Source organism: Pseudorhodoplanes sp. (assembly GCF_046289595.1).
Classification (GTDB): Bacteria; Pseudomonadota; Alphaproteobacteria; order Rhizobiales; family Xanthobacteraceae; genus Pseudorhodoplanes.
The window spans coordinates 1-24,414 of record NZ_JBKBVB010000065.1 but is presented as its reverse complement, the minus strand read 5'-3'; the positions used below and the strand labels follow the sequence as shown (position 1 = coordinate 24,414).

Annotated in this window: 19 protein-coding genes; 4 read left to right on the top strand and 15 right to left on the bottom strand. The window is 64.4% G+C overall.

All coding sequences use genetic code 11. The features are described from left to right. Window positions 1-1,155 (bottom strand): deoxyguanosinetriphosphate triphosphohydrolase (locus ACK41X_RS14310; protein ID WP_409724418.1); only part of this gene is annotated, 1,155 nt, incomplete at its 3' end. Between the two features lie 98 nt (window positions 1,156-1,253). On the opposite strand from ACK41X_RS14310, the gene erpA reads away from it, so the two are divergent. Next, window positions 1,254-1,586, top strand: coding sequence for an iron-sulfur cluster insertion protein ErpA (gene erpA / locus ACK41X_RS14305; RefSeq protein ID WP_409724416.1), 333 nt, complete (start codon window positions 1,254-1,256; stop codon window positions 1,584-1,586). Between the two features lie 126 nt (window positions 1,587-1,712). Here erpA and ACK41X_RS14300 read toward each other — a convergent pair whose 3' ends face one another. Then, window positions 1,713-4,850 (bottom strand): efflux RND transporter permease subunit, encoded by a 3,138-nt coding sequence (locus ACK41X_RS14300; RefSeq protein WP_409724413.1) that lies wholly within the window; start codon window positions 4,848-4,850, stop codon window positions 1,713-1,715. A 1-nt stretch (window position 4,851) separates the two neighbouring features. Then, complete coding sequence (locus tag ACK41X_RS14295; protein ID WP_409724409.1) at window positions 4,852-6,012, bottom strand: efflux RND transporter periplasmic adaptor subunit; 1,161 nt, start codon at window positions 6,010-6,012, stop codon at window positions 4,852-4,854. Window positions 6,013-6,284: 272 nt separating this feature from the next. Between ACK41X_RS14295 and xth the strand changes: the two genes are divergently transcribed. Next, window positions 6,285-7,091, top strand: a complete 807-nt coding sequence (gene xth / locus ACK41X_RS14290) for an exodeoxyribonuclease III (protein ID WP_409724407.1) — start codon at window positions 6,285-6,287, stop codon at window positions 7,089-7,091. Window positions 7,092-7,130: 39 nt separating this feature from the next. Here xth and ACK41X_RS14285 read toward each other — a convergent pair whose 3' ends face one another. Both ACK41X_RS14285 and ilvD read right to left on the bottom strand, forming a co-directional pair. Continuing rightward, a complete protein-coding gene (locus ACK41X_RS14285; RefSeq protein WP_409724404.1) occupies window positions 7,131-7,934 on the bottom strand; it encodes a tetratricopeptide repeat protein in 804 nt (267 codons plus the stop codon). Continuing rightward, window positions 7,921-9,648: a dihydroxy-acid dehydratase gene (gene ilvD, locus ACK41X_RS14280; RefSeq protein WP_409724401.1), complete on the bottom strand. Its 1,728-nt coding sequence runs from the start codon at window positions 9,646-9,648 to the stop codon at window positions 7,921-7,923. The genes ACK41X_RS14285 and ilvD overlap by 14 nt, the downstream gene beginning before the upstream one ends. A 573-nt stretch (window positions 9,649-10,221) precedes the next feature. Between ilvD and ACK41X_RS14275 the strand changes: the two genes are divergently transcribed. Continuing rightward, complete coding sequence (locus tag ACK41X_RS14275; RefSeq protein ID WP_409724398.1) at window positions 10,222-10,788, top strand: DNA-3-methyladenine glycosylase; 567 nt, start codon at window positions 10,222-10,224, stop codon at window positions 10,786-10,788. Here ACK41X_RS14275 and ACK41X_RS14270 read toward each other — a convergent pair whose 3' ends face one another. The 7 genes from ACK41X_RS14270 to ACK41X_RS14240 form a co-directional block, all read right to left on the bottom strand. After that, window positions 10,789-11,130: a TraR/DksA family transcriptional regulator gene (locus ACK41X_RS14270; protein WP_409724395.1), complete on the bottom strand. Its 342-nt coding sequence runs from the start codon at window positions 11,128-11,130 to the stop codon at window positions 10,789-10,791. Between the two features lie 57 nt (window positions 11,131-11,187). Then, window positions 11,188-12,840, bottom strand: coding sequence for a peptide chain release factor 3 (locus ACK41X_RS14265; protein WP_409724393.1), 1,653 nt, complete (start codon window positions 12,838-12,840; stop codon window positions 11,188-11,190). Window positions 12,841-12,911: 71 nt separating this feature from the next. Next, on the bottom strand, window positions 12,912-13,535 hold the full coding sequence (locus tag ACK41X_RS14260; protein WP_409724390.1) for a hypothetical protein: 624 nt from the start codon (window positions 13,533-13,535) through the stop codon (window positions 12,912-12,914). Window positions 13,536-13,719: 184 nt separating this feature from the next. Next, complete coding sequence (locus ACK41X_RS14255; RefSeq protein WP_409724387.1) at window positions 13,720-14,676, bottom strand: YncE family protein; 957 nt, start codon at window positions 14,674-14,676, stop codon at window positions 13,720-13,722. Next, window positions 14,673-15,596: a DUF2459 domain-containing protein gene (locus ACK41X_RS14250; protein ID WP_409724385.1), complete on the bottom strand. Its 924-nt coding sequence runs from the start codon at window positions 15,594-15,596 to the stop codon at window positions 14,673-14,675. Before ACK41X_RS14250 ends, ACK41X_RS14255 begins: the two co-directional genes overlap by 4 nt. Continuing rightward, window positions 15,568-17,148: an amidase gene (locus ACK41X_RS14245; protein WP_409724382.1), complete on the bottom strand. Its 1,581-nt coding sequence runs from the start codon at window positions 17,146-17,148 to the stop codon at window positions 15,568-15,570. The genes ACK41X_RS14250 and ACK41X_RS14245 overlap by 29 nt, the downstream gene beginning before the upstream one ends. Continuing rightward, a complete protein-coding gene (locus tag ACK41X_RS14240) occupies window positions 17,148-19,970 on the bottom strand; it encodes a valine--tRNA ligase (RefSeq protein WP_409724379.1) in 2,823 nt (940 codons plus the stop codon). Before ACK41X_RS14240 ends, ACK41X_RS14245 begins: the two co-directional genes overlap by 1 nt. Before the next feature lie 141 nt (window positions 19,971-20,111). On the opposite strand from ACK41X_RS14240, the gene ACK41X_RS14235 reads away from it, so the two are divergent. Then, entirely contained in the window at window positions 20,112-21,335 is a 1,224-nt protein-coding gene (locus ACK41X_RS14235; protein WP_409724376.1) for an MFS transporter, read from the top strand. A 2-nt stretch (window positions 21,336-21,337) separates the two neighbouring features. On the opposite strand, the gene ACK41X_RS14230 is transcribed toward ACK41X_RS14235, so the two are convergent. The 3 genes from ACK41X_RS14230 to ACK41X_RS14220 form a co-directional block, all read right to left on the bottom strand. Beyond that, entirely contained in the window at window positions 21,338-22,048 is a 711-nt protein-coding gene (locus ACK41X_RS14230) for a PopZ family protein (protein ID WP_409724373.1), read from the bottom strand. Between the two features lie 272 nt (window positions 22,049-22,320). Continuing rightward, the gene (locus ACK41X_RS14225) at window positions 22,321-23,730 is read right to left on the bottom strand and encodes a TolC family outer membrane protein (protein WP_409724370.1); all 1,410 of its coding nucleotides are present in this window, start codon (window positions 23,728-23,730) and stop codon (window positions 22,321-22,323) included. A 232-nt stretch (window positions 23,731-23,962) separates the two neighbouring features. Continuing rightward, window positions 23,963-24,414, bottom strand: a 452-nt coding sequence (locus tag ACK41X_RS14220) for a protein-L-isoaspartate O-methyltransferase family protein (RefSeq protein WP_409724367.1), incomplete at its 5' end; no start/stop codon positions are given.

Genomic DNA, 24,414 nt, shown 5'->3' with positions numbered 1-24,414 from the left:
GAAACGGTCGGTCATCCCGGCGATGAAATCCCCGGCCCGGCGCGCGCGCGTCGCCTCCCCCGCAGCGGCAAGCCCGGTCTGCCATTCTTCCGGCATGTCCTCAGGCGCCTTCACGAAATGACGGAACAGGTCGCGGACGACGCCTTCCGCCTCGCCCATGACGCGCACGACGCGCGCGTGGCGGTACATGCGCGGGAACAGGAAATCCTTGATGCCGCGTTCGGCCTCGGCCATCGCGGCGGAAAAGGCGATGACGGCATGGTCGGCGTTGCGGATATCGTCGGCGCAAGACGGGGCGAGTGCATTCAGCCGTCGCGTGGCTTCTGCCGCGACATCCTCGATCATCCAGGTGATCAGGCGGCGGACAATCTCGTGCGCAAAGCGGGCAGGCTCGAGCGCGGGATAGCGCCGCCTGATTTCCCGCACGATGCCGCCGGCGAATGGCACTTCGTCGAGATCGTCGATGCGAAACAGGCCGGCGCGCAGGCCGTCGTCGATGTCGTGCGCGTTGTACGCAATGTCGTCGGAGATCGCGGCGACCTGCGCCTCCGCACTGGCATAGCTCCAGAGCTGCAGGTCGCAGATCTGCGCAAAATCGAGGATCGCGCGCGGCACCCCGCGCTCACGATAGCGGCCCGCCGGTTGGCCTTCGCGGTCGGTCAGCGGCCCGTTATGCTTGACCAGACCTTCGAGGGTCTCCCAGGTGAGATTGAGCCCGTCGAAATCGGCGTATCGGCGCTCCAGCGCGGTGACCAGCTGCAATGCCTGGGCGTTGTGGTCGAAACCGCCGAACGGCTTGAGCTCTTCGTCGAGCGCACGCTCTCCGATATGGCCGAATGGCGGATGGCCGAGATCGTGCGCCAGAGCCAGCGCCTCTGCCAGATCCTCGTCGAGGCCGAGCACGCGCGCCAGCGAGCGCGCGATCTGCTGCACTTCCAAAGTGTGGGTGAGCCGCGTGCGATAATGGTCGCCCTCGTGAAAGACGAAGACCTGAGTCTTGTATTTCAGGCGGCGGAAGGCGGCAGAATGGATGATGCGATCGCAATCGCGGCGGAAATCGTTGCGGCTCGGGCTCGCCGGCTCGGGAACGATTCGCCCACGGCTCCGCGCCGGGTCGGAGCTATAGGGCGCGCGCGGAGCGGACTGGATCGCCATGCCGGCTGTTTACGTGGCCCTGAGCCGGACGCAAGGCCCATATCCGCGGCCAAAGCCGCGGAATTGACGGACGGGTGCGGCGCACCTAATTATCGGGCATGACTGAAGGCAATGTGACTGTCACCGAGCGCGCTGTCGCCAAGGTCGCAGCGATCCTGTCGAAGGAACCGGCCGGCGCGATGCTGCGCGTCAGCGTCGAGGGCGGCGGCTGTTCCGGCTTCCAATACAAGTTCGATGTCGAGCGTGAGCGCGCCGACGACGACCTGGTGCTCGGACGTGACGACGCCAAAATCCTGATCGATCCGGTTTCGGTCGGCTTTCTGGCCGGCTCGGAGATCGACTATGTCGACGACCTGATCGGGGCGGCGTTCAAGATCAACAATCCGAACGCGAAATCCTCCTGCGGCTGCGGCACGAGCTTCTCGCTTTAAACGATCTATAGCGTTTTCAAGCGAAGTGGGCACCGGTTCGCGTGAAGAAAACGCGTCGACGCAATAACCTAGAGTCTTTTCGCGATTCGAAGAAAAGCGAAAAGACTCTCAGGCCGAACCGGCCGCCTATTCGGCAGCGACAGCGCGCGGCCGCTCCACCTCCGGCACCTCTTCGAGCTGCGGCTCGAGTCCGCGCTTGAGCATGCGGTCGAAGCGGTCGAGATAGATGTAGATCACCGGGGTGATGTAGAGCGTCAGCAATTGCGACAGACACAGGCCGCCGACCACGGCGATGCCCAGCGGCTGGCGCAGCTCCGCGCCCGCACCCGCCCCGAGCGCAATCGGCAATGCGCCGAAGATCGCGGCAAAGGTCGTCATCATGATCGGGCGGAAGCGAAGCAGTGCGGCCTCCCGGATCGCGGCCTCGGCGGACAATCCCACGCGCCGCCGGTCGATCGCAAAGTCGATCATCATGATCGCGTTCTTCTTCACGATGCCGACCAGCATCACGATGCCGATGATCGCGATCACCGACAGATCCATGCCGAAGAACCACAGCGTGATGATCGCGCCGATGCCGGCCGAGGGCAGACCGGAAATAATGGTCAGCGGATGGATGAAGCTCTCGTAGAGAATGCCGAGCACCACATAGGCGGCAAAGACCGCGGCGAGAATCAACAGGCCCTGCCCCTTCTTGACCTCCTCGAAGACCTGGGCCGAGCCCTGGAATCCGGTGACGATGGTCGCCGGCAGATTGGCCTCCTGCTCGACCCGCCGGATTGCGTCATTGGCCTGTCCGATCGAGAAGCCTGGCGCGACGTTGTAGGAAATCGTCACCGCATTCTGCTGGCCCTGATGGTTGACCTGCAGCGGGCCGACGGTCGGCACCAGACTGGCGACGGCATCGATCGGAACGGTCTGGCCGCTTGCGGTCTTCAGCCGCAGCTTGGAGAGATAGGCCGGATCCTCCTGGAAGCGCGGCATCGTCTCCATGATGACCTGATAGTCGTTCGACGGCGTATAGATGGTCGCCACCTGCCGCGAACCGAAGGCGTTGTAGAGCTCCTGGCGGATCTGGTCGACGGTGATGCCGTAGACCGCGGCCTTTTCGCGGTCGATATCGACCAGCATCTGCGGATTCTTGATGTAGAGGTCGGTGGTCACGTCGCGCAATTCGGGCAGCCGCGCGAGGCGCTGCTCGAGTTCCGGTGCGATCCGGTACAGCGACTCGGTATCGCCGCTCTGCAGCGTGTACTGGTATTCGCTTTTGGAAATGCGGCCGCCGATATTGATGTTCTGGATCGGCCGCGGGAACACCTGAATGCCCGGAACGCCTGACGTCGCGCGCATCATCCGCCCGATCACGGTGCGCATCGGATCGCGCTCGTTCTTAGGCTTCAGCACCACGAACATGCGGCCGTAATTGGCCGTGGTATTCGGCCCGCCCGCACCGACGGTGGAATTGACATATTCGACCGCCGGATCCTTGCTGATGATGTCGGTAACCCTCGATTGCCGCTCCACCATGGCCTCGAACGAGGTGTCGGTCGCAGCCTCCGTCACCACGATCATGAAGCCGGTGTCTTCGCTCGGGAAGAATCCCTTCGGGTAGACATAGTAGAGCCAGATCGTCCCGACCAGGGTGGCGATCGTGATCAGCAGCGTGACCGGCTTGTACTTGATCGCCTTGTCGAGGGTCCATTCATAACCGCGCAGCCAGCCCGCGAACATCCGCTCGAACCAGCGCAGCAGGAACCATTCCTTCTTCTCCGGCTCGTTCGGATCGTGACCGCGCAACACGCGGGCGCACAGCATCGGCGTCAGCGTCAGCGATACGAAGCCCGAGATGATGATGGCGATCGAGATCGTCACCGCGAATTCGCGGAACACACGTCCCACGACGCCGCCCATCAGGAGCACGGGTATGAATACCGCAATCAGCGACACCGTGATCGAGACGATGGTGAAACTGATTTCACGCGAGCCTTTCAGCGCAGCCTCGAATGGCCGCATTCCGCCTTCGATATGGCGCACGATATTCTCGAGCATCACGATTGCGTCGTCGACCACAAAGCCGATACACAACGTCAGCGCCAGCAGCGTCATGTTGTTGATCGAATAATCGAGCATGTACATGACGGCAAAGGTGCCGACGATCGAGATCGGGACCGCGAGCCCCGGAATCACGGTGGCGGACAGCTTGCGCAGGAAGATGAAGATCACGAGCAGCACAAGCACGAGCGCGATGAACATGTGTCCCTGCACGTCGGCCACCGACTGACGCACCGAGAGCGAACGGTCCATCAGGGTTTCGAGCTCGATCGAGGCCGGGATCGCGGCGCGCAAAGCCGGCAGCCGCTCCTTGATCGCGTCGACCACCGCCACCGTATTGGCGTCGGGCTGACGCTGGATCGCAAGCACGATCGAGCGCTCGCCGTTGAACCAGCTCGCAATCTTGTTGTTTTCGACGCTATCGATGACCCGTGCGACCTCGTTCAGCTTCACCGGCACGCCGTTGCGCCAGGCCACCACCACATTGGCGTAGTCCTCGGCCTTTTCGAGTTGCGGCGGCGCCTGCAGGGTGATGTTCTGCTGCGGACCGGACAATGTGCCAACCGGCACCGAGGAATTCACCCTGGCGACGGACTGCCGGATGTCCTCCAGCGAAAGCCCGCGCGCGGCCGCGGCTTCCGGATCGACCTGAACCCGCACCGCGAACTTCTGCGCGCCATAGACCAGGACCTGCGCCACACCCTGAATCTGCGAAATGGTCTGCGCCAGCACGGTGTCGGCATATTCGTGCACGGTCGACAGCGGCAGCGTTCCAGAGCGCGCCGCGATGAACAGAATCGGGAAGTCCGAAGGATTCACCTTGCGAAAGCTCGGCGGCGTCGTCATCTCGACCGGCAGCCGGCGCTGGGCAATGGTCAGCGCAGTCTGGACGTCGAGGGCCGCGGCGTCGATGTTGCGGTCGAGATCGAACTGGATGGTGATGCGCGTCGTCCCCTGATAGGAGGACGACGACATCGAGGAAATGCCGGCGATGGTGGAAAGCTGCCGTTCGATCGGAGACGCGATCGAGGCGGCCATGGTCTCGGGGCTGGCGCCGGAGAGATTGGCGGTGATCTCGATGGTCGGGAAGTCCACCCGCGGCAGCGCCGAGACGGCGAGCAGCTTGTAGGCGAAGGCTCCGAAAACGATGAACGACGCCGTAATCAGCGTCGTCATCACCGGCCGGCGGATACAGACCTCCGAAAGATTCATGTCAGGCCCCGGGCTTGGTCTGGCCGCGCGGCGCGACCCGCGAGCCATCGACCAGTTGCAATTGTCCGTCCCGCACCACCGTCTCTCCGTTCTTGAGCCCGTCGGTGATCATCGACTGCATGTCCATGGTGCGCCCGACGGTGACCTTGCGCACCTTCGCCACACCGTTTTCTACCACAAAGACATAGGAGCCGGCCTGGCTTACCTGCACCGCCGGAGACGGCACCACCACGGCGTTCTCGTTGCGCAAGATGACCTGCGTATTGACGAGCGTTCCGGGCCAGAGCAGATCGTCCTTGTTGTCCATGGTCGCACGCACCAGGACCATCCCGGTCGTCGGATCGACCGTGTTCTCGATCATCGTCACCTGACCGCTGGCGACGCGGGTGTCGCCGGGAATGATCGCCTGCACGGTCGCGGTTTCGGCGGCCAGCGCCTTACGCAGATCGGGCAATTGCCGTTGCGGCAGTCCGAACGACACATAGACCGGCTGGACCTGGTTGATGGTCGCAAGCGGCGCGGTATCGGCCGGCCGCACAAAATTGCCGACCTTCACATTGGCCTGGCTGATGCGGCCCGAGATCGGGGCACGAATTCTTGTCCAGTCGAGCTGGACCTTCAGGTTCTCCAGCGTGGCGCGGTTCGATCCGGCCAGCGCACTGGCGATATTGACCTGGGTCTGCGCATTGTTGAGCTGAACCTGGGTGGCGGCGTTCTTCTTGACGAGTTCGCCCAGGCGCTCCACGTCGCGCTCGGCCTGCTCCTGCTGGGCGACCGCGCCGGCAATCACCGCTTCGACGCGCTTGATCTCGGCCTCGAGCTGACGGCTGTCGAGCGTGAACAACAGATCACCGGCCCTCACCATCGCGCCGTCACGAAAATGCACCTCGGTGATGACGCTTTCCAGCCTCGCCTTGATGGCGACGCTGGCAATGGGCGTTACCGTACCCAATGCCTCGATGCGAACCGGCACTTCGCGTTCCACCGCCGTGACAACTTCGACCGGAATCACCCGAGGTGGCGGCCCCTTTTTCTGGGCGGCGGCATTTTCGGCTTTCCACAGGCGCAGGATTGGATCGAAGACGGATGGCTGAACCGCGTAAGCTGCCGCCCCGACGGCGACCAGCGCAGCCAGCGTAACCGACCATTTGCGAGCGCTCATAGGCTACTTCCGTCCCGGGCCGTGCGGGGATGCCGGGTTCTCTGATGTCTTGCCGCCCGCAGGCTCCGGCGCTGCCGCGCCACATGCATATGGACGTCTCGTATCATAACGATGCAAAAATCGCACCCGCCCCGCAATATCGGGTAAACACCGCACCTGCGAAAATTATGCCCGGGCCAGCCGGGACGGATCCGCCAGACCCATTAAATTTCTGCAATCACCCCTCGCACCCCTGCACCCTTCCCAACCCTCGCAACCCTCGATCGGCCCCGATGCGCATCGCCACCTGGAACGTCAATTCGATTCGGCAGCGGCTGGACAATCTGCGCGTCTGGCTCCGCGAGCGCGATCCCGACATTGTCTGTCTGCAGGAAACCAAGATCACCGACGAGGCCTTCCCGCGCGGCGAGGTCGAGAGCCTTGGCTACAATATTGCGGTTCACGGTCAGAAGACCTTCAACGGCGTCGCGATCCTGTCGAAATATCCGCTGGAAGAGGTGACCAACGGCTTGCCGGGAGATGCCTCCGACGATCACGCCCGCTTCATCGAGGCGCTGGCTGTCCATCCCGGCGGAGCGCTGCGCGTGGCTTCGATCTATCTGCCGAACGGCAACCCGGTCGGTAGCGACAAATATCCTTATAAAATGAAATGGATGGACCGGCTTTATGAGTATGCGTCTCAGCGGCTTAAGCTGGAGGAGGAGCTGGTCATGGCGGGCGACTACAACGTCATCCCGGCCCCCGACGACGTCCATGACCCCGCCGCCTGGGCCGAGGATGCGCTGTTCCGGCCGCCGACTCGCGAGAAGTTCCGGGCGCTGACCCATCTCGGATTGACCGATGCGATCCGCGCGGCCGCCGATGCCCCGGGACTCTATACCTTCTGGGACTATCAGGCCGGCGCCTGGCAAAAGGACCACGGCATCCGGATCGATCATCTGCTGCTGTCGCCGCGGGCGGCCGACCGGCTCACCACGGCAGGCATCGACAAGCATGTCCGGGCCTGGGAAAAGCCGTCGGACCATGTTCCCGTCTGGATTGATCTCGATGTCGCCAAACAGGAGCCGCAGGCAACCTGACAGTGCCCGACGCGGTGTATCCCGGACGATCGGACGCGATCAGTCGCGCCGGCCCTTCATGTAGCGTTCGAGATAGAGCACGGCCATCTGGCGTTCGTTGTCGGTGGCCTGCTTGAAGGCGGCGTCATACATCTCCGCCACCCATTTTTCGTTGCCCGCACCGTCACGCGCCAGCGTCAGCCACATCAGGCCGCGCGCCGCCTGACGCGGAACGTCGTCGCCCTTGAACAGCATATGACCGAGCAGGGCCTGCGCCTTCGGCTGTCCCTTATTGGCGGCAAGATGCAGCCAGCGCATCGCCTGACGCGCATCCTTCGCGGTCCCCAAGCCGTCGCGATACAGCTTTCCAAGTGCGAACTGGGCGTCCGGATGGCCGAAATAGGAGGCGGCATAGTGGTACATTTCATGCGCCCGGACCGGATCGGCCTTGACCGCGGTGTTGGGAATGCCCGCGAGATAGTAATTGCCGAGCTGGAGGAAGGCGTCGGCAACAAACCGGGCCTGCGGCAGATGCGGCGAATCCTCCGCATGGGCATCGGCAATACGGCGGAAATAGTCGAAGGCGCGCATATCGTTGCGCGGGACGCCATCGCCGTCCGCATACATGCGGCCGAGCTTCCATTGCGCCACGGTGTAGCCGTGGTCTGCCGCATATTGCAGCGACACCAAAGCCTTGTCGCTCTCGCCAGCTTTCAGCGAGGCCGTTCCCGAACGGAAGGCTTCGAACGGCGTCACCGGCGGCCGGGTATTGGCCGGCGTCCGCGTACCGTCGAACGCGAATGCCGGCGCAAGCCACAGCACGCAGGCCGCCAATCCAAGCTGTGTGACGCTACTCATCCGCATAGCTGATCTTCTCGGCCTTCGCGCCGGGATGGGTCACGGCGCCGTTCACGGCAGGACCAACCTGTTGTGCGTATTTCCAAAGATAACCGGACGCCGCATGGTCGCTCTTTCGCGCGCTCCATGCCGCCTTGCGCTGCTTCAGTTCATCGTCCGAAAGTTTGACATTCAGCGTGCCGTTCACGGCGTCCAGCTCGATCACGTCGCCGTCGCGCAGGAGCGCGATCGGTCCGCCGACCGCCGCTTCCGGCCCGACATGTCCAACACAGAAGCCGCGCGTTGCACCGGAGAAGCGGCCGTCCGTGATGAGCGCCACCCTGTCGCCCATCCCCTGCCCGTACAGCGCCGCCGTCGTCGACAGCATCTCGCGCATGCCCGGGCCGCCGCGCGGTCCTTCGTAGCGGATGACCAGAACCTCGCCGTCCTTGTAGGTGCGGTTACGCACCGCATCGAAGCAGGCCTCCTCGCCGTCGAAACAGCGCGCGGGCCCGGAAAATTTGAGATTGTGCAAGCCGGCGACTTTGACGATCGCGCCTTCGGGGGCGAGGTTGCCCTTCAACCCGACCACGCCGCCGGTCGGCGACAGCGGCTTGTCCGCCGGATAGACGACGTCCTGGTCGGGATTCCATTTCACGGTCTTCAAGTTCTCGGCCATCGTCCGCCCGGTGACGGTCATGCAATCGCCGTGGAGATAGCCGCCGTCGAGCAGGGCCTTCATCACCAACGGGATGCCGCCTGCTTCGAACAGATCCTTGGCGACATAACGGCCGCCTGGTTTCAAATCCGCGATATAAGGTGTTCTTTTGAAGACCTCCGCGACGTCAAACAGCGTAAAATCGATGCCGGCTTCATGAGCAATTGCAGGCAGATGCAGTGCAGCATTTGTCGAGCCGCCTGAAGCGGCGACCGTGGCCGCCGCATTCTCCAATGACTTTCTTGTGACAATGTCGCGCGGACGGATCCGCAGCTGCACCAGCTCCATGACCTTCTCACCGGCGGTCATGCAGAACTGGTCTCGCATTTCGTAAGGCGCAGGTGCGCCGGCCGAATACGGCAGCGCCAGCCCGATCGCCTCCGACACCATGGCCATGGTGTTGGCGGTGAACTGGGCGCCGCATGCGCCGGCCGACGGACATGCCACCTGTTCGAGGCCGAACAGGTCGTCATCGGACATTGCACCGACCGAGTGCTTGCCCACCGCCTCGAACACGTCCTGAACCGTGACCGGCTTGCCCTTATAGGTGCCGGGCAGGATCGATCCGCCATAGATGAAGATCGAGGGCACGTTGAGCCGCACCATCGCCATCATCATGCCCGGCAGAGACTTGTCGCAACCGGCCAGGCCGACCAGAGCGTCATAGGCGTGGCCGCGCATCGTCAGTTCGACCGAGTCCGCGATCACCTCGCGGGATGGCAAGGACGCGCGCATCCCGCCATGCCCCATGGCGATACCGTCGGTGACGGTGATGGTGCAGAACTCCCGCGGGGTGCCGTTGGCCGATGCGACGCCTTTCTTGACGGCCTGGGCCTGCCGCATCAGCGCGATATTGCAGGGAGCCGCCTCGTTCCAGCAGGTCGCGACCCCGACCAGCGGCTGATGGATCTGCTCTGTGGTCAGACCCATGGCGTAGAGATACGAACGGTGCGGCGCGCGCTCCGGACCCTCGGTCACGTGGCGGCTGGGCAACTTGGCTTTCAGACTGGTCTTGGCGTCCATGAACGTTCAGTCGGGCTCCCGGCTCCCGTGGCGCACCGAAAACATTTGTGACGCCGATATTTCTGCCGCTTCCTGTGGGAGAGGCCTATGGCCAAATGGCGGCAGAGACCGACCGATACCAAAATGTCTCTAAACTGTGGCGGGGATGCCACGTAGCACTGAGCCGCTGGCCGACTGCGTTGCGTCGTTTGTCCGCCGCAATGTCTCAAACAGTGACAGCGATGACACTGTTCAAGCGGAAACGGTATCCGGGTAATATCGCTATTTCCTGGACGCCACGGCATCGGCTGAGACGGCGGCAATGGCTGCCGCAATCCGCAACCGGACAATCTGGTCGTCGAAGGGGCTATCCCCCGGATTTGCGAGCAACCAGTTCTTGAGAGCCCGGATCGATGCCCGCTCCCGTTCGCTGGCCGGGAACGCTTTCCGGGTCTCGTCCGCGCGACGCATCGTCATCCCTCCGATGGTTGGCGTGGCAACGCACCGATCGGCCGGCCCGTTCCGTCGCGGACGATCACGATCGCGGGAATCCGCCGCTCGCCATTTACCCGCCAACCGCGATAGGGATGATCTGTGCCAAGCAAGCTCACACGCGCGTTCTTTGACCGCTCGGTTCATGATGTCGCACCCGACCTGATCGGCGCGACGTTCCTTTTCAATGGTGTTGGCGGGATCATTGTCGAGGTCGAGGCCTATCACCACACCGATCCTGCAGCGCATTCCTTCAACGGCCAGACGCCACGCAACGCGGTGATGTTCGGGCCGCCGGGCTTTGCCTATGTCTACCGCTCCTATGGCATTCACTGGTGCGTGAATGTCGTCTGCGAGGCGGAACGCTCGGCCAGCGCGGTGCTGATCCGCGCGCTGCAGCCCACTCACGGCGTTGCCGCGATGCAGCGCCGGCGCGGAGTGAACGATGAGCGGCTCTTGTGTTCGGGGCCGGGCCGGCTCACCGAAGCGCTGGGCATCACGATCGCGCAGAACGGCCTGCCGCTTGACCGCGCCCCATTCGAACTGCGCGCGCGCAGCACCGAGGTTCCGCTCGCATGCGGACCTCGCATCGGCATCACCAAGGCGTCGGATTTGCCGTGGCGCTACGGGCTGAAGGGATCGCGCTATCTCAGTAGGCCGTTGCGCTGATCACCGGGCCTGCAGCTTCGACGCGCAGCGCAGACAGGTAGGGACAGCGGGATCGAATTCGAGCCGCTTCGGTTCGATATCTTCACCACAGCTGACACAGGCGCCGTATTCGCCGCGCTCCATGCGCTGCAGAGCCTGATCGATGCGGACAAGTTCACCCTGCCGGCGCCGCTGCGCGGCAAGGGCCATCTGCTGGCCCTGCAGCGCGTCCATGCGCGACAATCGGCCGACGCTGGTCTGGTCGAGCACCACCGTCTCGCGGGCGGACGCCGCCTGCTCATCCTCGGCTTCGATCTCGGCACGGCGGCGGATCAGCCGCGCGCGCATCGCCTCGATGTCCATTTCGGTCTCCGGCCCGTTGCCGCATCGAGGCAACGGACGTACTCGTGAACCGTGCGGTTATTGCACGGCTCCGGGCCGGCTGTCGGTGTCCTTGATGTCGCGGAATGAAATGCCCGGCGCGCGCTCGCGCGTATAATCGAGATTGAACTGATTGCGGGCGAGGAAAACCGGATCGCCGTCGAGATCGTCGGCGACGCTCGACGCGTTGCTGCGCACGAAGGTGTCGAACGCCTTCGCGGCCTCTTTGGGATCACCCTTGCCGTCCGGTGCGATCCACCGCGCCAGTGAGAATTCGCTCTGGTCCCAGCTGACCTCCAGCCCGTATTCGTCCATCAGCCGCACCCGCAGCACATCGAGCTGCAGCGGGCCGACCACGCCGACCAACGCGGGCGAGCCGTCATGCGGACGGAACACCTGCACCACGCCTTCCTCGGCAAGCTGCTGCAGGGCCTCTTTCAGCTTCTTGGCCTTCATCGCGTCGGGCAATCGCACGCGGCGCAGGATTTCCGGCGCGAAGCTCGGCACCCCAACGAAGGTGATGTCCTCGCCTTCCGTCAGGGTGTCGCCGATCCGCACCGAGCCGTGGTTCGGAATGCCCACAACGTCGCCGGCATAGGCTTCCTCGGCCAGCGCGCGGTCCTTGGCGAAGAAGAATTGCGGCGCGTTCAGCGCGATCTGCTTGCCGGTCCTGATCTGCTTGACCTTCATGCCGCGCGTCAGCTTGCCCGAGCAGAGCCTAGCAAAGGCGATGCGGTCGCGGTGGTTCGGGTCCATGTTCGCCTGGATCTTGAACACGAAGGCGGACATGCGCGGCTCCTCGGCCTCCACCATCCGCTTGTCGGCCTTCTGGTCGCGCGGCGGCGGCGCCACACGGCCAAGCGCATCGAGAAGATCGCCGACGCCGAAATTCTTCAAGGCCGAGCCGAAAAAGACCGGCGACAGATGTCCCTCGCGGAAGGACTGCAGATCGAAGCCGCGGCAGGCCTCGCGCACCAGCTCGAACTCGCCCTCGATCGCCGACGCGTCGAGATTGGGATTGAGCGCGGCGACATCGTGGATGCTCATCGTGCGCAATTCGCCCGCCTTGCCGGCATCGCCCTCCAGGAGGCGCACGCCGCCCGACTCGACTTCAATGGTGCCGACAAAATCGCGGCCGCGGCCGACCGGCCAGTTGATCGGGGTCGTATCGAGCGCCAGCGTCTTTTCGATTTCGTCGAGCAGTTCGAACGGATCGCGGCTCTCGCGGTCCATCTTGTTGACGAAGGTCAGGATCGGGATGTCGCGCAGGCGGCAGACCTCGAACAATTTGCGGGTGCGCGCCTCGATGCCCTTGGCGGCGTCGATCACCATGACGGCAGAATCGACCGCGGTGAGCGTGCGGTAGGTGTCCTCGGAGAAGTCCTCGTGGCCCGGCGTGTCGAGCAGATTGAAGACATGGCCGCCATATTCGAAGGTCATGACCGATGTCACCACCGAAATGCCGCGCTCCTTCTCGATCGCCATCCAGTCGGACTGCGTGGTCTTGCGGTTGCGCTTGGCCTTGACCTGCCCGGCGAGCTGGATCGCACCGCCGAACAGAAGCAGCTTCTCGGTCAGCGTGGTCTTGCCGGCGTCCGGATGCGAGATGATGGCAAAGGTGCGCCGCCGCTCGATCTCGGCGGCGAGCGGCGAGAGCGGCGTTTCGGGTTCGATGCGGACGGGCATGGTCATGCCGCGCTATGTACAGCGCAACTGCCGGGATGCAAGGCTTTTGGCCTGCAGGGCGAACAGGCCGCTGCCGGTCAGTCTTTCAGAAAGGCCGGGCAATGCCCGTGCGCCTGGGCCCAGGCCTTCAGCGCCTCCCGGGTTACTTCGGTATTCCAGCCCGGATTGGCGCGCTCCCGGGCGATCATCTCCTCGCTTGCATGCGGCTTCGGACTGATCGCCAGCGCCCCCGACTTGACCGCATCCATGATCGCGGCCGACCAGGCCATCGACTCCTGGGTATAGGGATGACCGGGCTCGATATCGCACCACAACCGCGAGGCATTGGAGATGCTGAGCGTGTTGACGAGCTTCCAGGCGGCGTAATTGGGCTTGCGCTGCGCCTGAACCGGCGCGCGCTCGGTGCCTACTTGCGCCAGCAGAATTTGCACGGCGCACAGGATGATTCCGGCGACGATGGTGCAATAGCCGCCCATCAAAGCGAGCGGCACCGACACGCCTTCCTGAATCGCCCAGAGTGTACAGCCGACCGCGAACAACAGGGCCGCGCCGAGCGGCACCAATTGTCCAGGTCCGATGCGTCCAACTCCGCTCAGCACAATATCGCGAATCCGGGCATAGCCTGCATCCGGAGCCGGCGCCGCCAGAACGGCGGAACTGTTTTGCGTCGCGGAGATTGCGGGAGTTCGAGACTGTGCCATGGGCGCTCTTGGTCGGGGAATGGAATCGGCAACGCAACGAATCGATATCGTAACCACGACAGTTAAGCGAATGCTCTCGATTGCAGCAACAGTGTCACGAAGCGAGTGTCACCACGCCAGCGTCACGATGCGAGGTCTCGGCGCGGTTCGATCGCACCGCGGCATGGACGGCACGCCGTCACGGTCAATAGGCGATGATGAACTCGCAGCCCGAGGCGGTGGAGAATTGCCGTGTGATGCGGCCGGTCGTAAGCTCAAATTCCAGCACCACCGCATCGTCGTGACAGCATAGATAGGCGTGGCGCTCGTCCTGCGCGAAGCCGAAACCCATCGGGCCTTTCGGCGTTGCGACGGATGCGATCTGCAACAGCGAACCCGCTTCGAAAACTGCCGCGTGATTGTCGAGCAGCGACGACACGCAGACGAAGCGGCCGTCGGGCGAGACCCGCACCCGCTTGAGCTGGTTCGGCTTGCCCTCCCCGCCCATGATCGGGACCGTGTCGCGCAGCGTCCCGGTTGCAGCATCGAACACATAGAGTGTTGGCGTCCGGTGCGCACAAACGAACAGCGAACCGCCATCCGGACTGACGCAAAGCCCCTCCGCGAGATCCGGTATCGGCAGGCGGCCGGTCATCTCGCACCCGCTCCGGTCGATCACCGCGACGAAGTCCGAGGTCTTGCAGGAAGCGAACACCTTGTCCGCCGCATGGCTGACCGCGAGCCAGTGCGCGGCCTTGCCGGTATCGACGCTCCGAACCGCGCCCGTGGCCGGATCGATTGCAAGCACCGCATTGCCGAGTTCTGCCGTGCACCACAGCATGCCATCACGATCGAGCATGACGCCATGCGGCGCGACATCCGCGCCCAGGTCGATCATGCGTGCGAGCGTCCTGACCTCGAGATCGATCACGGCCACGCGCCGGTCCGGATTGGCGTTCCTGCCGAAAATGCCGCCGCCATAAACCGACGCGTAGACCGCGCCGCCGCCGGCCGAGCGCACCATCTCATGGGTCGAGGCCGGCATGTCGATCGCGCCGGTCATGGCGAGAGTTTCGGCGTCGAAAAACTGCACCTTGTTCGCGGTCTTGCAGGTTACCACAAGGCGCGGCCCGCCCGGCCGGTTGTTCGGATCGGGGGTCATGGTGCTTTCGGCGCGGCGCTCCCTGCAACGGGCACGCGCTCAAGGCCCGCCCGCCATGTCAGGTCGAGCATCAGACCCGGCGCCACGGTGTCAAGCACCGGCGTGACCGGCAGGCCCGCGGCCGACAGCAAATCGGCGACCCAGTGGTTGCAGACTTTGAAGATGTGAAAAGCGCCGTTCGCGCGAAAGAACAGGCTGGCGCCATAGAGACCGCCACCGAGCGGCTGCGGCGATGGCGGCTCACCGCTCATGAAAAAGGTCGCTTCGAGCGCGGCAAGCATGCGCGCGAAGCCCCGTTCGCTCAACCCGATGCGGACCGTGTCGGCCGAGGCGAAGGCCTGATGCGGATGATCCGGCAGCCCCACCACATGCAGCACCGAGCGGTTGCCGGGAAAGAACAGCGCGCGCAACGCCAGACCGAGCTTCAGTGAGGCGACGGTCGGCACCGCGGCGTAGAAATCCGCCTCGCCCCAGCCGAATTCGATATAGGGATAGCTGCCGAACTGCTCGGCCACCCGGATCAAAGCCGTATCGCCGTTGCGCCGTGCGGTTTCGGCGAGCATGGCGGTCGGGATCGCGAGTCCGACATGATAGCCGTGGCCGACGACGACAATCTCGACCTGAGGTGCGTCCGCCCGCGGCGGCCACAAAGCCGGATCGGCAGGCCGCGCAGTGGCAGCCGCCAGCAGGATTACGGCAACAGCAACCGCTGACGCCGCGGTCAATCCATAGCTCACGATCCGGATCAGATGCCGCATGTGCCAGGCCGCCCCGGCCGCCCGACGATGCCGCCCGCGCCACCCACGCCAGCCGTCGCCGGTCCGCATTTTCGGCGACAATTGCGGCGAGCATTTGGATCGCGGCACGCGATGCAGCACTGCGTGATTGCCGTCATGGTGCGAGACTGCGGGTGACCTCATCGGTGAGGGCACGGAAGCGCCGGGCTTCGAGATCGCCAAGCGACGTCGCCGTGCGGGACTTGAAGGCGCGCTCGCCGATGGTGAGCCGCAGCTGGTTTTGTTCGGATAACGGAAGCTTCGCGAGCGCCGGCTGCCCCGATCCGCGCTTCGCCGCCGGAAGAGGACCGCGCGCCTTCTCGAATGCCGCCATCATGGCCACCAGCTGCTCGTCAGCGCCCGGCCGGCCGAGCCACTCGATCCCGACCGGCATGCCCCGAGAATCCGTGCCGGCCGGCGCCGCCGCCGCGGGCAAGCCGGCACTGCCTGCCAGATAGCAGGTGATATCGTCGCTCGCATCTTCGCGCGCACCGCCGCGCAGGTCGGTCGGATAGACGATGGCGTCGAGCTTAAGGCGGTTCATCAGCCGCACCATCGTCTCCCGGTTGGCGGCGATGCGCCTGACGGCGGCGCGCTCGCGGCGCGGCGCCGATGCGCCGTCTGCGACACATTGCCGTTCGGTCCATTCGGCACGGATCAATCCCGACCGGCAGACGTCGCGCCAGGTCTTGCGCGGACCGTCATAGCGCGAGAATTCGCGATCGACCTTGACGGCGAAACCCTTGAGAAATTCGATGCCCAGACGATCGTCGAAGCCATTGAGCACCACCGGGTCGACGATGACCGCGCCTGCATCCTTCATGCGCGCGATGGCCTGCGTCATCTGCATCTTCATTTCGGGCGACGCCTTGGCCCAGAAGTCCTTGCCGTTATAGGTCCGCAGAATTCCGATTCGCTTGCCGCGCAGACCATTGCCGGCGTCGGCGACTGAGCGGCTCCAGCGCGCGTCCATGACCGCAAGCGAACTGCGCAGCATCGGCACGTCTTTCGCAATCGCGCCCGAGACCCCGTTGACGAATCCGATCGGAAACACGCCCTCGACCGGGAAACGGCCATAGGTCGGACGCAGCGACACCGCGCCGTTATAGACCGCCGGAATCCGAAGCGAGCCGCAATTGTCGCTGCCGAGCGCAAGCGGCACGAAGCCCGCCCCGACCGCGGCGCCCGATCCGGCCGACGAGCCGCCGGGGCTGAACCACGTATCATAGGCATTGCCGGTGCGCCCGGTCGCGCCTGACAGCCCGCGAATGCCCATGGCGAATTCGTCCATGTTGGTCTTGCCGACAACGATCGCTCCGGCCTGACGCATGCGAGCGACCAATGTGGCATCGCCGGGCGGCCGATTGCCGATCAGCGCGCGCGATCCGACCGTGACAGGCATGTCGGCGGTATCGAAATTGTCCTTCACCGCGACCGGCAGGCAATGCAACGGGCCCTTCTCTCCGCCCTGGGCGACCTTGCGGTCAAGCTCGGCAGCCTGCGCCAGTGCATTCTCGTTCAGCGCGACGAATGCGTTGAGCGGCGGGCCACCGGTCGCATCGAGGTCGCGCGCGCGAATATCGTCGAGCACAGCCTCGATTTGCTTAACACAGCTTTCCGGCGCCTTGATGTCTTGCGCATGGGCCGGCGTGACCGCGCAAACCATCAGCACGAGAAGGCCCGCAAGAGGGCGCATCACGCCGCGCCCTTCAGCCGCTCCAGCGCTTCGAGGATTTTCGTGCGCCGCGCTTCGGCCTCTTCGCGCTTTTCCTTCTCGCCCTCCACCACCTCCTCGGCGGCATTGGCGACGAATTTCGGATTGCCAAGCTTCTGGTCGACGCGCTGGATGTCGGATTCCGCCTTCGCCAGTTCCTTCTGAAGACGGGTGCGCTCGGCATTCAGGTCGATGACGCCCTTGAGCGGCAACGCCGCTACTTCGCCGCGCACCAGAAGCTGCACCGCGCCCTCGGGCGGCGTCTGCGTGAACACAAGCTCGGAGATGCGCGCCAGCCGCTTGACGAAATCGAGCCAGCGCCCGGCGCGCGCCTGCGTCTGCTCCGACACGCTGACCAGCACCAGCGGCATCATGGTGGCGGGCGGAATGTTCAGCTCCGAACGCAGCGACCGCACCGACGTGACGAGATCGACCACCCAGCCGATTTCGGCTTCCGCGGCCGGATCGTCGAGCCCGTCATAAGAAGGCCACGCGGTCAGAGCGAGCATGTCGGGGCGCTCGTCGCCCTTGCGCGCAAGTTCAGCCTCGCTGCCGGTCATGCGCTCGGGCTCCACCGGGACCGGTCCCGTCACCCACCACAATTCCTCGGTGATGAACGGCATGAAGGGATGCAGCAGCTTGACGATCTCGTCGCGCGCCCAGGCGACCGTTGCGCGGGTTTCGGTCTTGGCTTCGCCGTCCGGACCGGTCAGAACCGGCTTCACCAGTTCCAGATACCAGTCGCAATAGATGTTCCAGACAAAGCGGTAAGCCGCGCCCGCCGCCTCGTTGAAACGGTAGGCTTCGAGCGCTGCGGTCACGTCGCGCGCCGCCTTCGCGGTCTCATGGGCGATCCAGCGGTTCAGCACCTGTTTGGCATTGCGCGGCGTAAAGTCCGGAACGCTGACGCAGCCGTTCATTTCGGCAAAGCGCGCCGCGTTCCAGAGCTTGGTGGCGAAGTTGCGATAGCCCTCGACGCGCTGGGTGGAGAGCTTAATGTCGCGGCCCTGCGCCGCCATCGCCGCGAGCGTGAACCGCAAGGCGTCGGCACCGTACCTGTCGATCAGGTCGAGCGGGTCCATGACGTTGCCCTTCGACTTCGACATCTTGGCTCCCTTCTCGTCGCGCACGAGGGCGTGGATATAGACGGTGTGGAACGGAATCTTCTCCATGAAGTGGAGGCCCATCATCATCATCCGCGCCACCCAGAAGAAGATGATGTCGAAGCCCGTCACCAGCACGTCGGTCGGATAATAGCGCTTCAGCTCCGGTGTCTCCTCGGGCCAGCCGAGCGTGGAGAACGGCCACAGGGCGGATGAGAACCAGGTGTCGAGCACGTCCTCGTCGCGGGTCAGATACGCGGCCCGGCGGCCCGGATCCTGCGCAATCGCCTCGGCCTCTTTTTCGGTGATGTTTCCGTTCGCGACATCGTAACCAAGCGCCTCGGCGACCGCCTCGTCCTGCGTCTCGGCGACATAGACGCGACCGTCCGCGCCATACCAAGCCGGGATCTGGTGGCCCCACCACAGCTGGCGCGAGATGCACCAGGGCTGGATGTTCTCCATCCAGTCATAATAGGTCTTTTCCCAATTCTTCGGCACGAACACGGTCCGGCCGTCGCGCACTGCCGCAATCGCCTCTTTCGCAAGAGTCTTGGCGTCGACATACCATTGGTCGGTCAGGAACGGCTCGATCACCACGCCGGAACGGTCGCCATGCGGCACGGTGTGCGTGTTCGGCTCGATCGTGTCGAGCAGGCCTTTCTCTTCCATCCGCGCGACAATCTGTTTGCGGGCGGCGAAGCGGTCCATGCCGTGCATCGCGAGCGTCGCATCGAGGTCCGCGGATTTTTCGAGGCCGGAGAGAAAGTCCTCGTTGTCCTTCAGCGCGAGCTTGCCCTCGACGTCGAGAATATTGACCATCTGCAGGCCGTGGCGCTTGCCGACCTCGAAATCGTTGAAGTCGTGGGCCGGTGTGATCTTCACCGCGCCGGTGCCCTTTTCCGGGTCCGCATAATCGTCGCCGATAATCGGAATGCGGCGGCCGACCAGCGGCAGGATGGCATTGCGGCCGATCAGATGCTTCAGCTTTTCGTTTTCCGGATGTACCGCGACCGCGGTATCGCCCAGCATCGTCTCGGGTCGCGTGGTCGCAACAACGATGAACTCGCCGGGAATGCCCTCGACCGGATATTTCAAATGCCAGAGATGGCCCTTCACCTCGACCTGCTGCACTTCAAGATCGGAGATCGCGGTCAGCAGTTTGGGATCCCAGTTGACCAGCCGCTTGTCCTTGTAGATCAGCCCCTGCCGGTACAGCTCGACGAAGACCTTGAGCACGGCCTTCGACAGCCCCTCGTCCATGGTGAAGCGCTCGCGCGACCAGTCACAGGACGCACCGAGCCTTTTCAACTGGTTGATGATGGTGCCGCCCGATGCGGCCTTCCATTCCCAGACCCGCTCCAGGAACTTTTCGCGGCCCATCGTGCGGCGATCCGGCTGCTGGCGTTCCATCAATTGCCGCTCGACGACCATCTGGGTGGCGATGCCGGCATGGTCGGTGCCGACCTGCCACAGAACGTCGCGCCCGCGCATGCGCTCGAACCGGCACAGGATGTCCTGCAACGTGTTGTTGAGCGCATGGCCCATATGCAATGAGCCGGTCACGTTTGGCGGCGGAATGACGATACAATAAGGTTTCGCGTCGGCGCGGTCAGGCCGGCCGGCCTTGAAGGCCAGCGCATTCTCCCACGCCTGCGAGATGCGCGGCTCAACGTCGGACGGCTGATAGGTCTTGTCGATCATCTGGAAATTCGGGGTTTCAGCGCAACCGCGCAGCGGACTTCCGATCCACCACCCTTGCGCGCGCGGGCTACAAAGCCCGCCGCGGCGCACCCTGTCAACAATCGCTCCGGCCAGCCTGCCCGCATCGAGCCCGTAGAGAACGTGCCCAGTCTCACTTCCGCGCACAGCCCGACCCGGGCCATTCTGCTGCTGTCGCTGGCCGGCTTCGCCAGCCAGGCGATGGTGCGGGTGTCCGATTCGCTGCTGCCGCAGATCGCGGCCGACCTTGCCGTCACCATCGGCGCCGCGGCCATTGTCGTCACCGCCTATGGCCTCGCCCATGGCACGGTGCAGCTGTTCGGCGGCGAGATCGGCGACCGGTTCGGGAAATATTACTCGGTGGCGGGCCTGAGCGCGGTCGCCGCCGCCGCGACCGTGTTGTGCGGCCTTGCCGGAAGTCTCGGCGAACTGGTTGCCTACCGCCTGCTTTGCGGCATTGCGGCCGGCTGCATCATCCCGCTGGCCATGGCCTATATCGGCGACGTGGTGCCCTACGAACAGCGCCAGCCGGTGCTTGGCCGCTACCTGACCGGGCAGATTGCCGGATTGCTGTTCGGCCAGGTCGCCGGCGGCGTGCTGGGCGATCTTTTCGGCTGGCGCAATGTGTTCTTCATTCTCGGCGGCATCTTCGCACTCGCCGCAATCGCGCTGGTCGCCGAACTGGCCTTCAATCCGGCGACCCGCGCCTCGAGCCGGCGCGCCGCACGCAAGGGCGGCCTGATCGCCGAATACAAGGTCGTGCTCGGCTCGCCCTGGGCGCGCTTCATCACGGCCTGCGTCTTTGTGGAAGCCGCCCTCCTCTATGCGGTGTTGTCCTTCATCGGCGCCGACCTGCATTTGCGTTTCGGCCTGAGCTTCACCATGGTGGGCCTGATCGTCGGCTGCTTTGCCATCGGCGGCCTGATCTACACGTTTGCCGTCCGTGTGCTGGTGAACCGGCTCGGCCAGATCGGACTTGTGATCGCAGGCGGCATCCTCGTTTCGACCGGATACATCATCCTGTCGTTTCAGCCGGTCTGGTGGTTCGCGCCAGTGGCAACCACGCTGATCGGACTCGGCTTCTACATGGTCCACAATACGATGCAGACCAACGCCACGCAGATGGCCCCGCAGGCGCGCGCCACTGCGCTGGCGATCTTTTCCTCGGCGCTCTACATGGGCATCACGGTGGGCGTCGCCGCGGCGGCGCCCGTGGTCGACCGCTTCACCGCGGTGCCGGTATTCCTGGCGGCGGCAATCGGATTTCCCCTGCTCTGCGCGATCTTCGCGCGCGGTTTATGGCGCAAGCGGCAGGCTGAAACCCAGGCGCCGGCCGCCTCAGAGTGAGATCAGCGGCCGCGCGATACCCGCTCGATCTCGGCGCGCACCAGCCGCTCGACCAGACTGGGCAGATTGTCGTCGAGCCAGGCCTTCAGCATCGGCCGCAGCATTTCCTTGACCAGATCGTCAAGGGTTCGGGCATTCTGGCTGAGCACAGTATGCGCAAGCGTCGTGAACGCGGAATCGACCGCGGCTGTCGCCTGCCGCGAGAGCAACGGCTCATCCAGTTCCATCTGCGCCGACAAGGTTCTGCGCGCATGCTCGAGCGGATCCCCGGCCGGCATATCCATGGGCGCCGGCTCCTCGAAATCGGGCTCGGGCGCCGCTTCGGCGAAAACCACATCGGGTTGTGCATTCACCGTGGTAAAGCGCGGCGGCACGGCTTCAGGCGCCGGCGCCAGCATGTCCTCAGTCAATTCGAGAACATCGGCAGGCATAGCCGCGGGCTCTGGTAATGGCTCGGGCTCGGGCAACGGCTCAGGCAATCGCTCGCGCGCCTGCACCGGCGGGGGCGCGGCTGGCGGAATGTCGCGCAGATACTCGGCCGGAGACGGCGGCGCCGGTGCTGCAACGGCAACTGGCTCTGCAACAGGCGCTGGCACGGGAGACGGGCTTGCGGCGGGAGCGCTGGCCTTCGCGTCATCGTCTGCGATGATGCGGCGGATGGAGGCGAGGATCTCCTCCATCGACGGTTCGTGCGATTTTGCCGGCTGGTTCATTTCGCCCCGTCACATTTCTGCGCAAGCGGAGCCTGCAGTCGCTTCGGCGGAACACGGCCGCGCGTGCGGACCTTGTTGCCGATGGCGATGCAGCGCCGCATCGAATCAACGCATCAACTATCGCCGGTTTGCCCGAATTTGGGGAGTATTACACGCCAATTGCGTAACACAATCGGCGCTGTGCGCGGACATGTGGATGAATTCGGAGCAGCTGCCCGGCTGGCTTGTGCCTCGGTCGTTCGGGGCGGCGGCGTCAGCTGTGCTTTGGCCGATCAGCGTCCGTCCGGCGTCCGGATACCAATCCAGGCGTCGCGCACCTGCTGATAATGAACCATCGGATCATAGAGCGGCACCTGCAGCCCCAGGACCGGGACCGACAGCCGGCCCACCGCTGACAGCAGGGTGTAGGATGCCACGACGCGGTCGCGTTGCGCCGTGACCAGCGCCACCCGCGCATTCAGCAATTCCTGCGTGGCGTTCAACACATCGAGGGTCGTGCGCTGCCCGACACGGGCCTCTTCGCGCACGCCGTTCAGCGCAATTTCCGCCGCTGTGACCTGCGCCCGGGTTGCGTCGATCTGCGCCTTGGCGGCTTCGAGCTGTCCCCAGGATTGCACCACATTGGCGCGGGCCTGATCGCGATTCAGCGCCAGTTCGAGCCTGCGCTGGCCGACCGTCTCCTTGGCCTGCCGGATCAGGGAATATTCCGAACCGCCCTGGTAGATCGGCACCGTGATCTGGCCGACCACCGAGCCCTGGAATGTCCTGACGTTGTTTTCGCTGGTCCAATGGCTCTGCTGCGCGCTGGCGGTGACGTTGACCGTCGGATACAGCGCACCCTCGTTCACCTTGACCTGCAGCTGGGCCACGTCGACGCCGAACTCGGCCGCATTGACCGAGGGATTCTCCGCCTGCCCCTGCGCCACGGCCAGATCGAGTGTGCGCGGCGAAAAGCGGTCGACCGGCGTGCCGTTCGCCAGCCGTCCCGGATCGACGCCGATGACGCGGCGATAGGCGGCACGCGATGTGGTCAGATTCGCCTGTGCGGAGAGAAACTGCGACTGCGCCGCAGCGACACGCGATTCGGCCTGCGCCACATCGGTCCGCGTCACTTCGCCGACATTGAAACGGTCACGGGTCTGGCGGAGCTGCTCCTGGATGACTTCGACGTTACGGCGCTGCAATTCCAGCACCGCGGTGTCACGCAGCACATTCATGTAAACCGTCGCGGCATCCAGCAAGACGGTCTGCTCGATCACGCGCAGCGTCTCGCGTGCGGAAAAGACCTGTGCCTCGGCCTGACGGGTGCGGTTCGCGGTCTGAAAGCCGTTGAACACGTTTTGGGTGAGCGTCGCCCCATAGGTTTTCGGGTAATGCCGGTGTGAATTGTTGTTTCGCTGCCCAACGACTTCCGGCGGATTGGTCAGCGGCACAAGCACCCGGGTCTCGGTGGTGGTGTCGTTCCACTGCACGCCGGTCGAGCCAGTGGCGCTGATGCGCGGCCGGTATCCCGATAATGCCTGCGGCACCGCTTCGTCGGTGGCGCGGACGAGCGCGCGCTGCGCATTGATCTGCGGGTTGTTCTGATACGCCGCAACCAGCGCCTGTTCGAGCGTCGATACGCCGCCGGTCCCGTTGACAGCAGCGCGACGCTCCGACGCAAACGCCGTCGGGCTGGTCATCACGAACGCCACAGCCAAGAGCATTCGTCCCGCACGCGCGAGCGGCATTCACACCCCCAAAAAGCACCGGACGCCCGTGACAGACCCCCCGTGGTCTCCAGGCGTTAACGGCTTGGCAACTATATCCAGCCCGGGAACAGTTTGAAGCCCTGTGCTGTGCTGGCAACAAAAAGAAGCGCCGCCTGCGTGATTCAGGATACAGGTGCCTCAATCTGGGTCAGAGCCGATGTGACTAGAAAACAAACGATTTTGGGCGGGAAAATCCGGGCAAAACCGGTCCAAAGGCGTCAAAAACCGGACGGGAGGTCAGATCGGCAGCGGACCGGGTGTAGAGCGTGGCCTTGGCGGCCGGCCCGTCGCCCCGGATACAGATCAGACGTCCGCCATCGGCAAGCTGTCCGCAGAGCGATTCGGGATCGATTTCGACCGCCCCCTCGACGAGAATCGCATCATACGGCCCCCCGGCAGCGTGGCCATCGCGAAGCGGCCCCTCCCGCACTGCAACATTGCCGAGGCCGGACAGATTGGACCTCGCCTGAGCGACCAGGGCGGGCTCTTCCTCGAGAGCGAGAACGGAGCCGGAAAGCCGCGCCAGCAGCGCCGCCGCATAGCCGGTCGCGCAGCCGACATCGAGCACGCGATCAGCGCTCTTGAGGTCCAGAGCCTGAAGCATCTTTGCCAGCA

What these genes read in the sequence shown, in the direction of transcription:
- ACK41X_RS14225 (WP_409724370.1), bottom strand. Translation starts at nt 23,730, where the DNA reads ATGACCAGCCCGACGGCGTTTGCGTCGGAGCGTCGCGCTGCTGTCAAC.
- ACK41X_RS14270 (WP_409724395.1), bottom strand. Translation starts at nt 11,130, where the DNA reads ATGGACATCGAGGCGATGCGCGCGCGGCTGATCCGCCGCCGTGCCGAG.
- xth (WP_409724407.1), top strand. Translation starts at nt 6,285, where the DNA reads ATGCGCATCGCCACCTGGAACGTCAATTCGATTCGGCAGCGGCTGGAC.
- ACK41X_RS14260 (WP_409724390.1), bottom strand. Translation starts at nt 13,535, where the DNA reads ATGGCACAGTCTCGAACTCCCGCAATCTCCGCGACGCAAAACAGTTCC.
- ACK41X_RS14295 (WP_409724409.1), bottom strand. Translation starts at nt 6,012, where the DNA reads ATGAGCGCTCGCAAATGGTCGGTTACGCTGGCTGCGCTGGTCGCCGTC.
- ACK41X_RS14255 (WP_409724387.1), bottom strand. Translation starts at nt 14,676, where the DNA reads ATGACCCCCGATCCGAACAACCGGCCGGGCGGGCCGCGCCTTGTGGTA.
- ACK41X_RS14250 (WP_409724385.1), bottom strand. Translation starts at nt 15,596, where the DNA reads ATGAGGTCACCCGCAGTCTCGCACCATGACGGCAATCACGCAGTGCTG.
- ACK41X_RS14285 (WP_409724404.1), bottom strand. Translation starts at nt 7,934, where the DNA reads ATGCGGATGAGTAGCGTCACACAGCTTGGATTGGCGGCCTGCGTGCTG.
- ACK41X_RS14265 (WP_409724393.1), bottom strand. Translation starts at nt 12,840, where the DNA reads ATGACCATGCCCGTCCGCATCGAACCCGAAACGCCGCTCTCGCCGCTC.
- ilvD (WP_409724401.1), bottom strand. Translation starts at nt 9,648, where the DNA reads ATGGACGCCAAGACCAGTCTGAAAGCCAAGTTGCCCAGCCGCCACGTG.
- ACK41X_RS14300 (WP_409724413.1), bottom strand. Translation starts at nt 4,850, where the DNA reads ATGAATCTTTCGGAGGTCTGTATCCGCCGGCCGGTGATGACGACGCTG.
- ACK41X_RS14245 (WP_409724382.1), bottom strand. Translation starts at nt 17,148, where the DNA reads ATGCGCCCTCTTGCGGGCCTTCTCGTGCTGATGGTTTGCGCGGTCACG.
- ACK41X_RS14240 (WP_409724379.1), bottom strand. Translation starts at nt 19,970, where the DNA reads ATGATCGACAAGACCTATCAGCCGTCCGACGTTGAGCCGCGCATCTCG.
- ACK41X_RS14230 (WP_409724373.1), bottom strand. Translation starts at nt 22,048, where the DNA reads ATGAACCAGCCGGCAAAATCGCACGAACCGTCGATGGAGGAGATCCTC.
- erpA (WP_409724416.1), top strand. Translation starts at nt 1,254, where the DNA reads ATGACTGAAGGCAATGTGACTGTCACCGAGCGCGCTGTCGCCAAGGTC.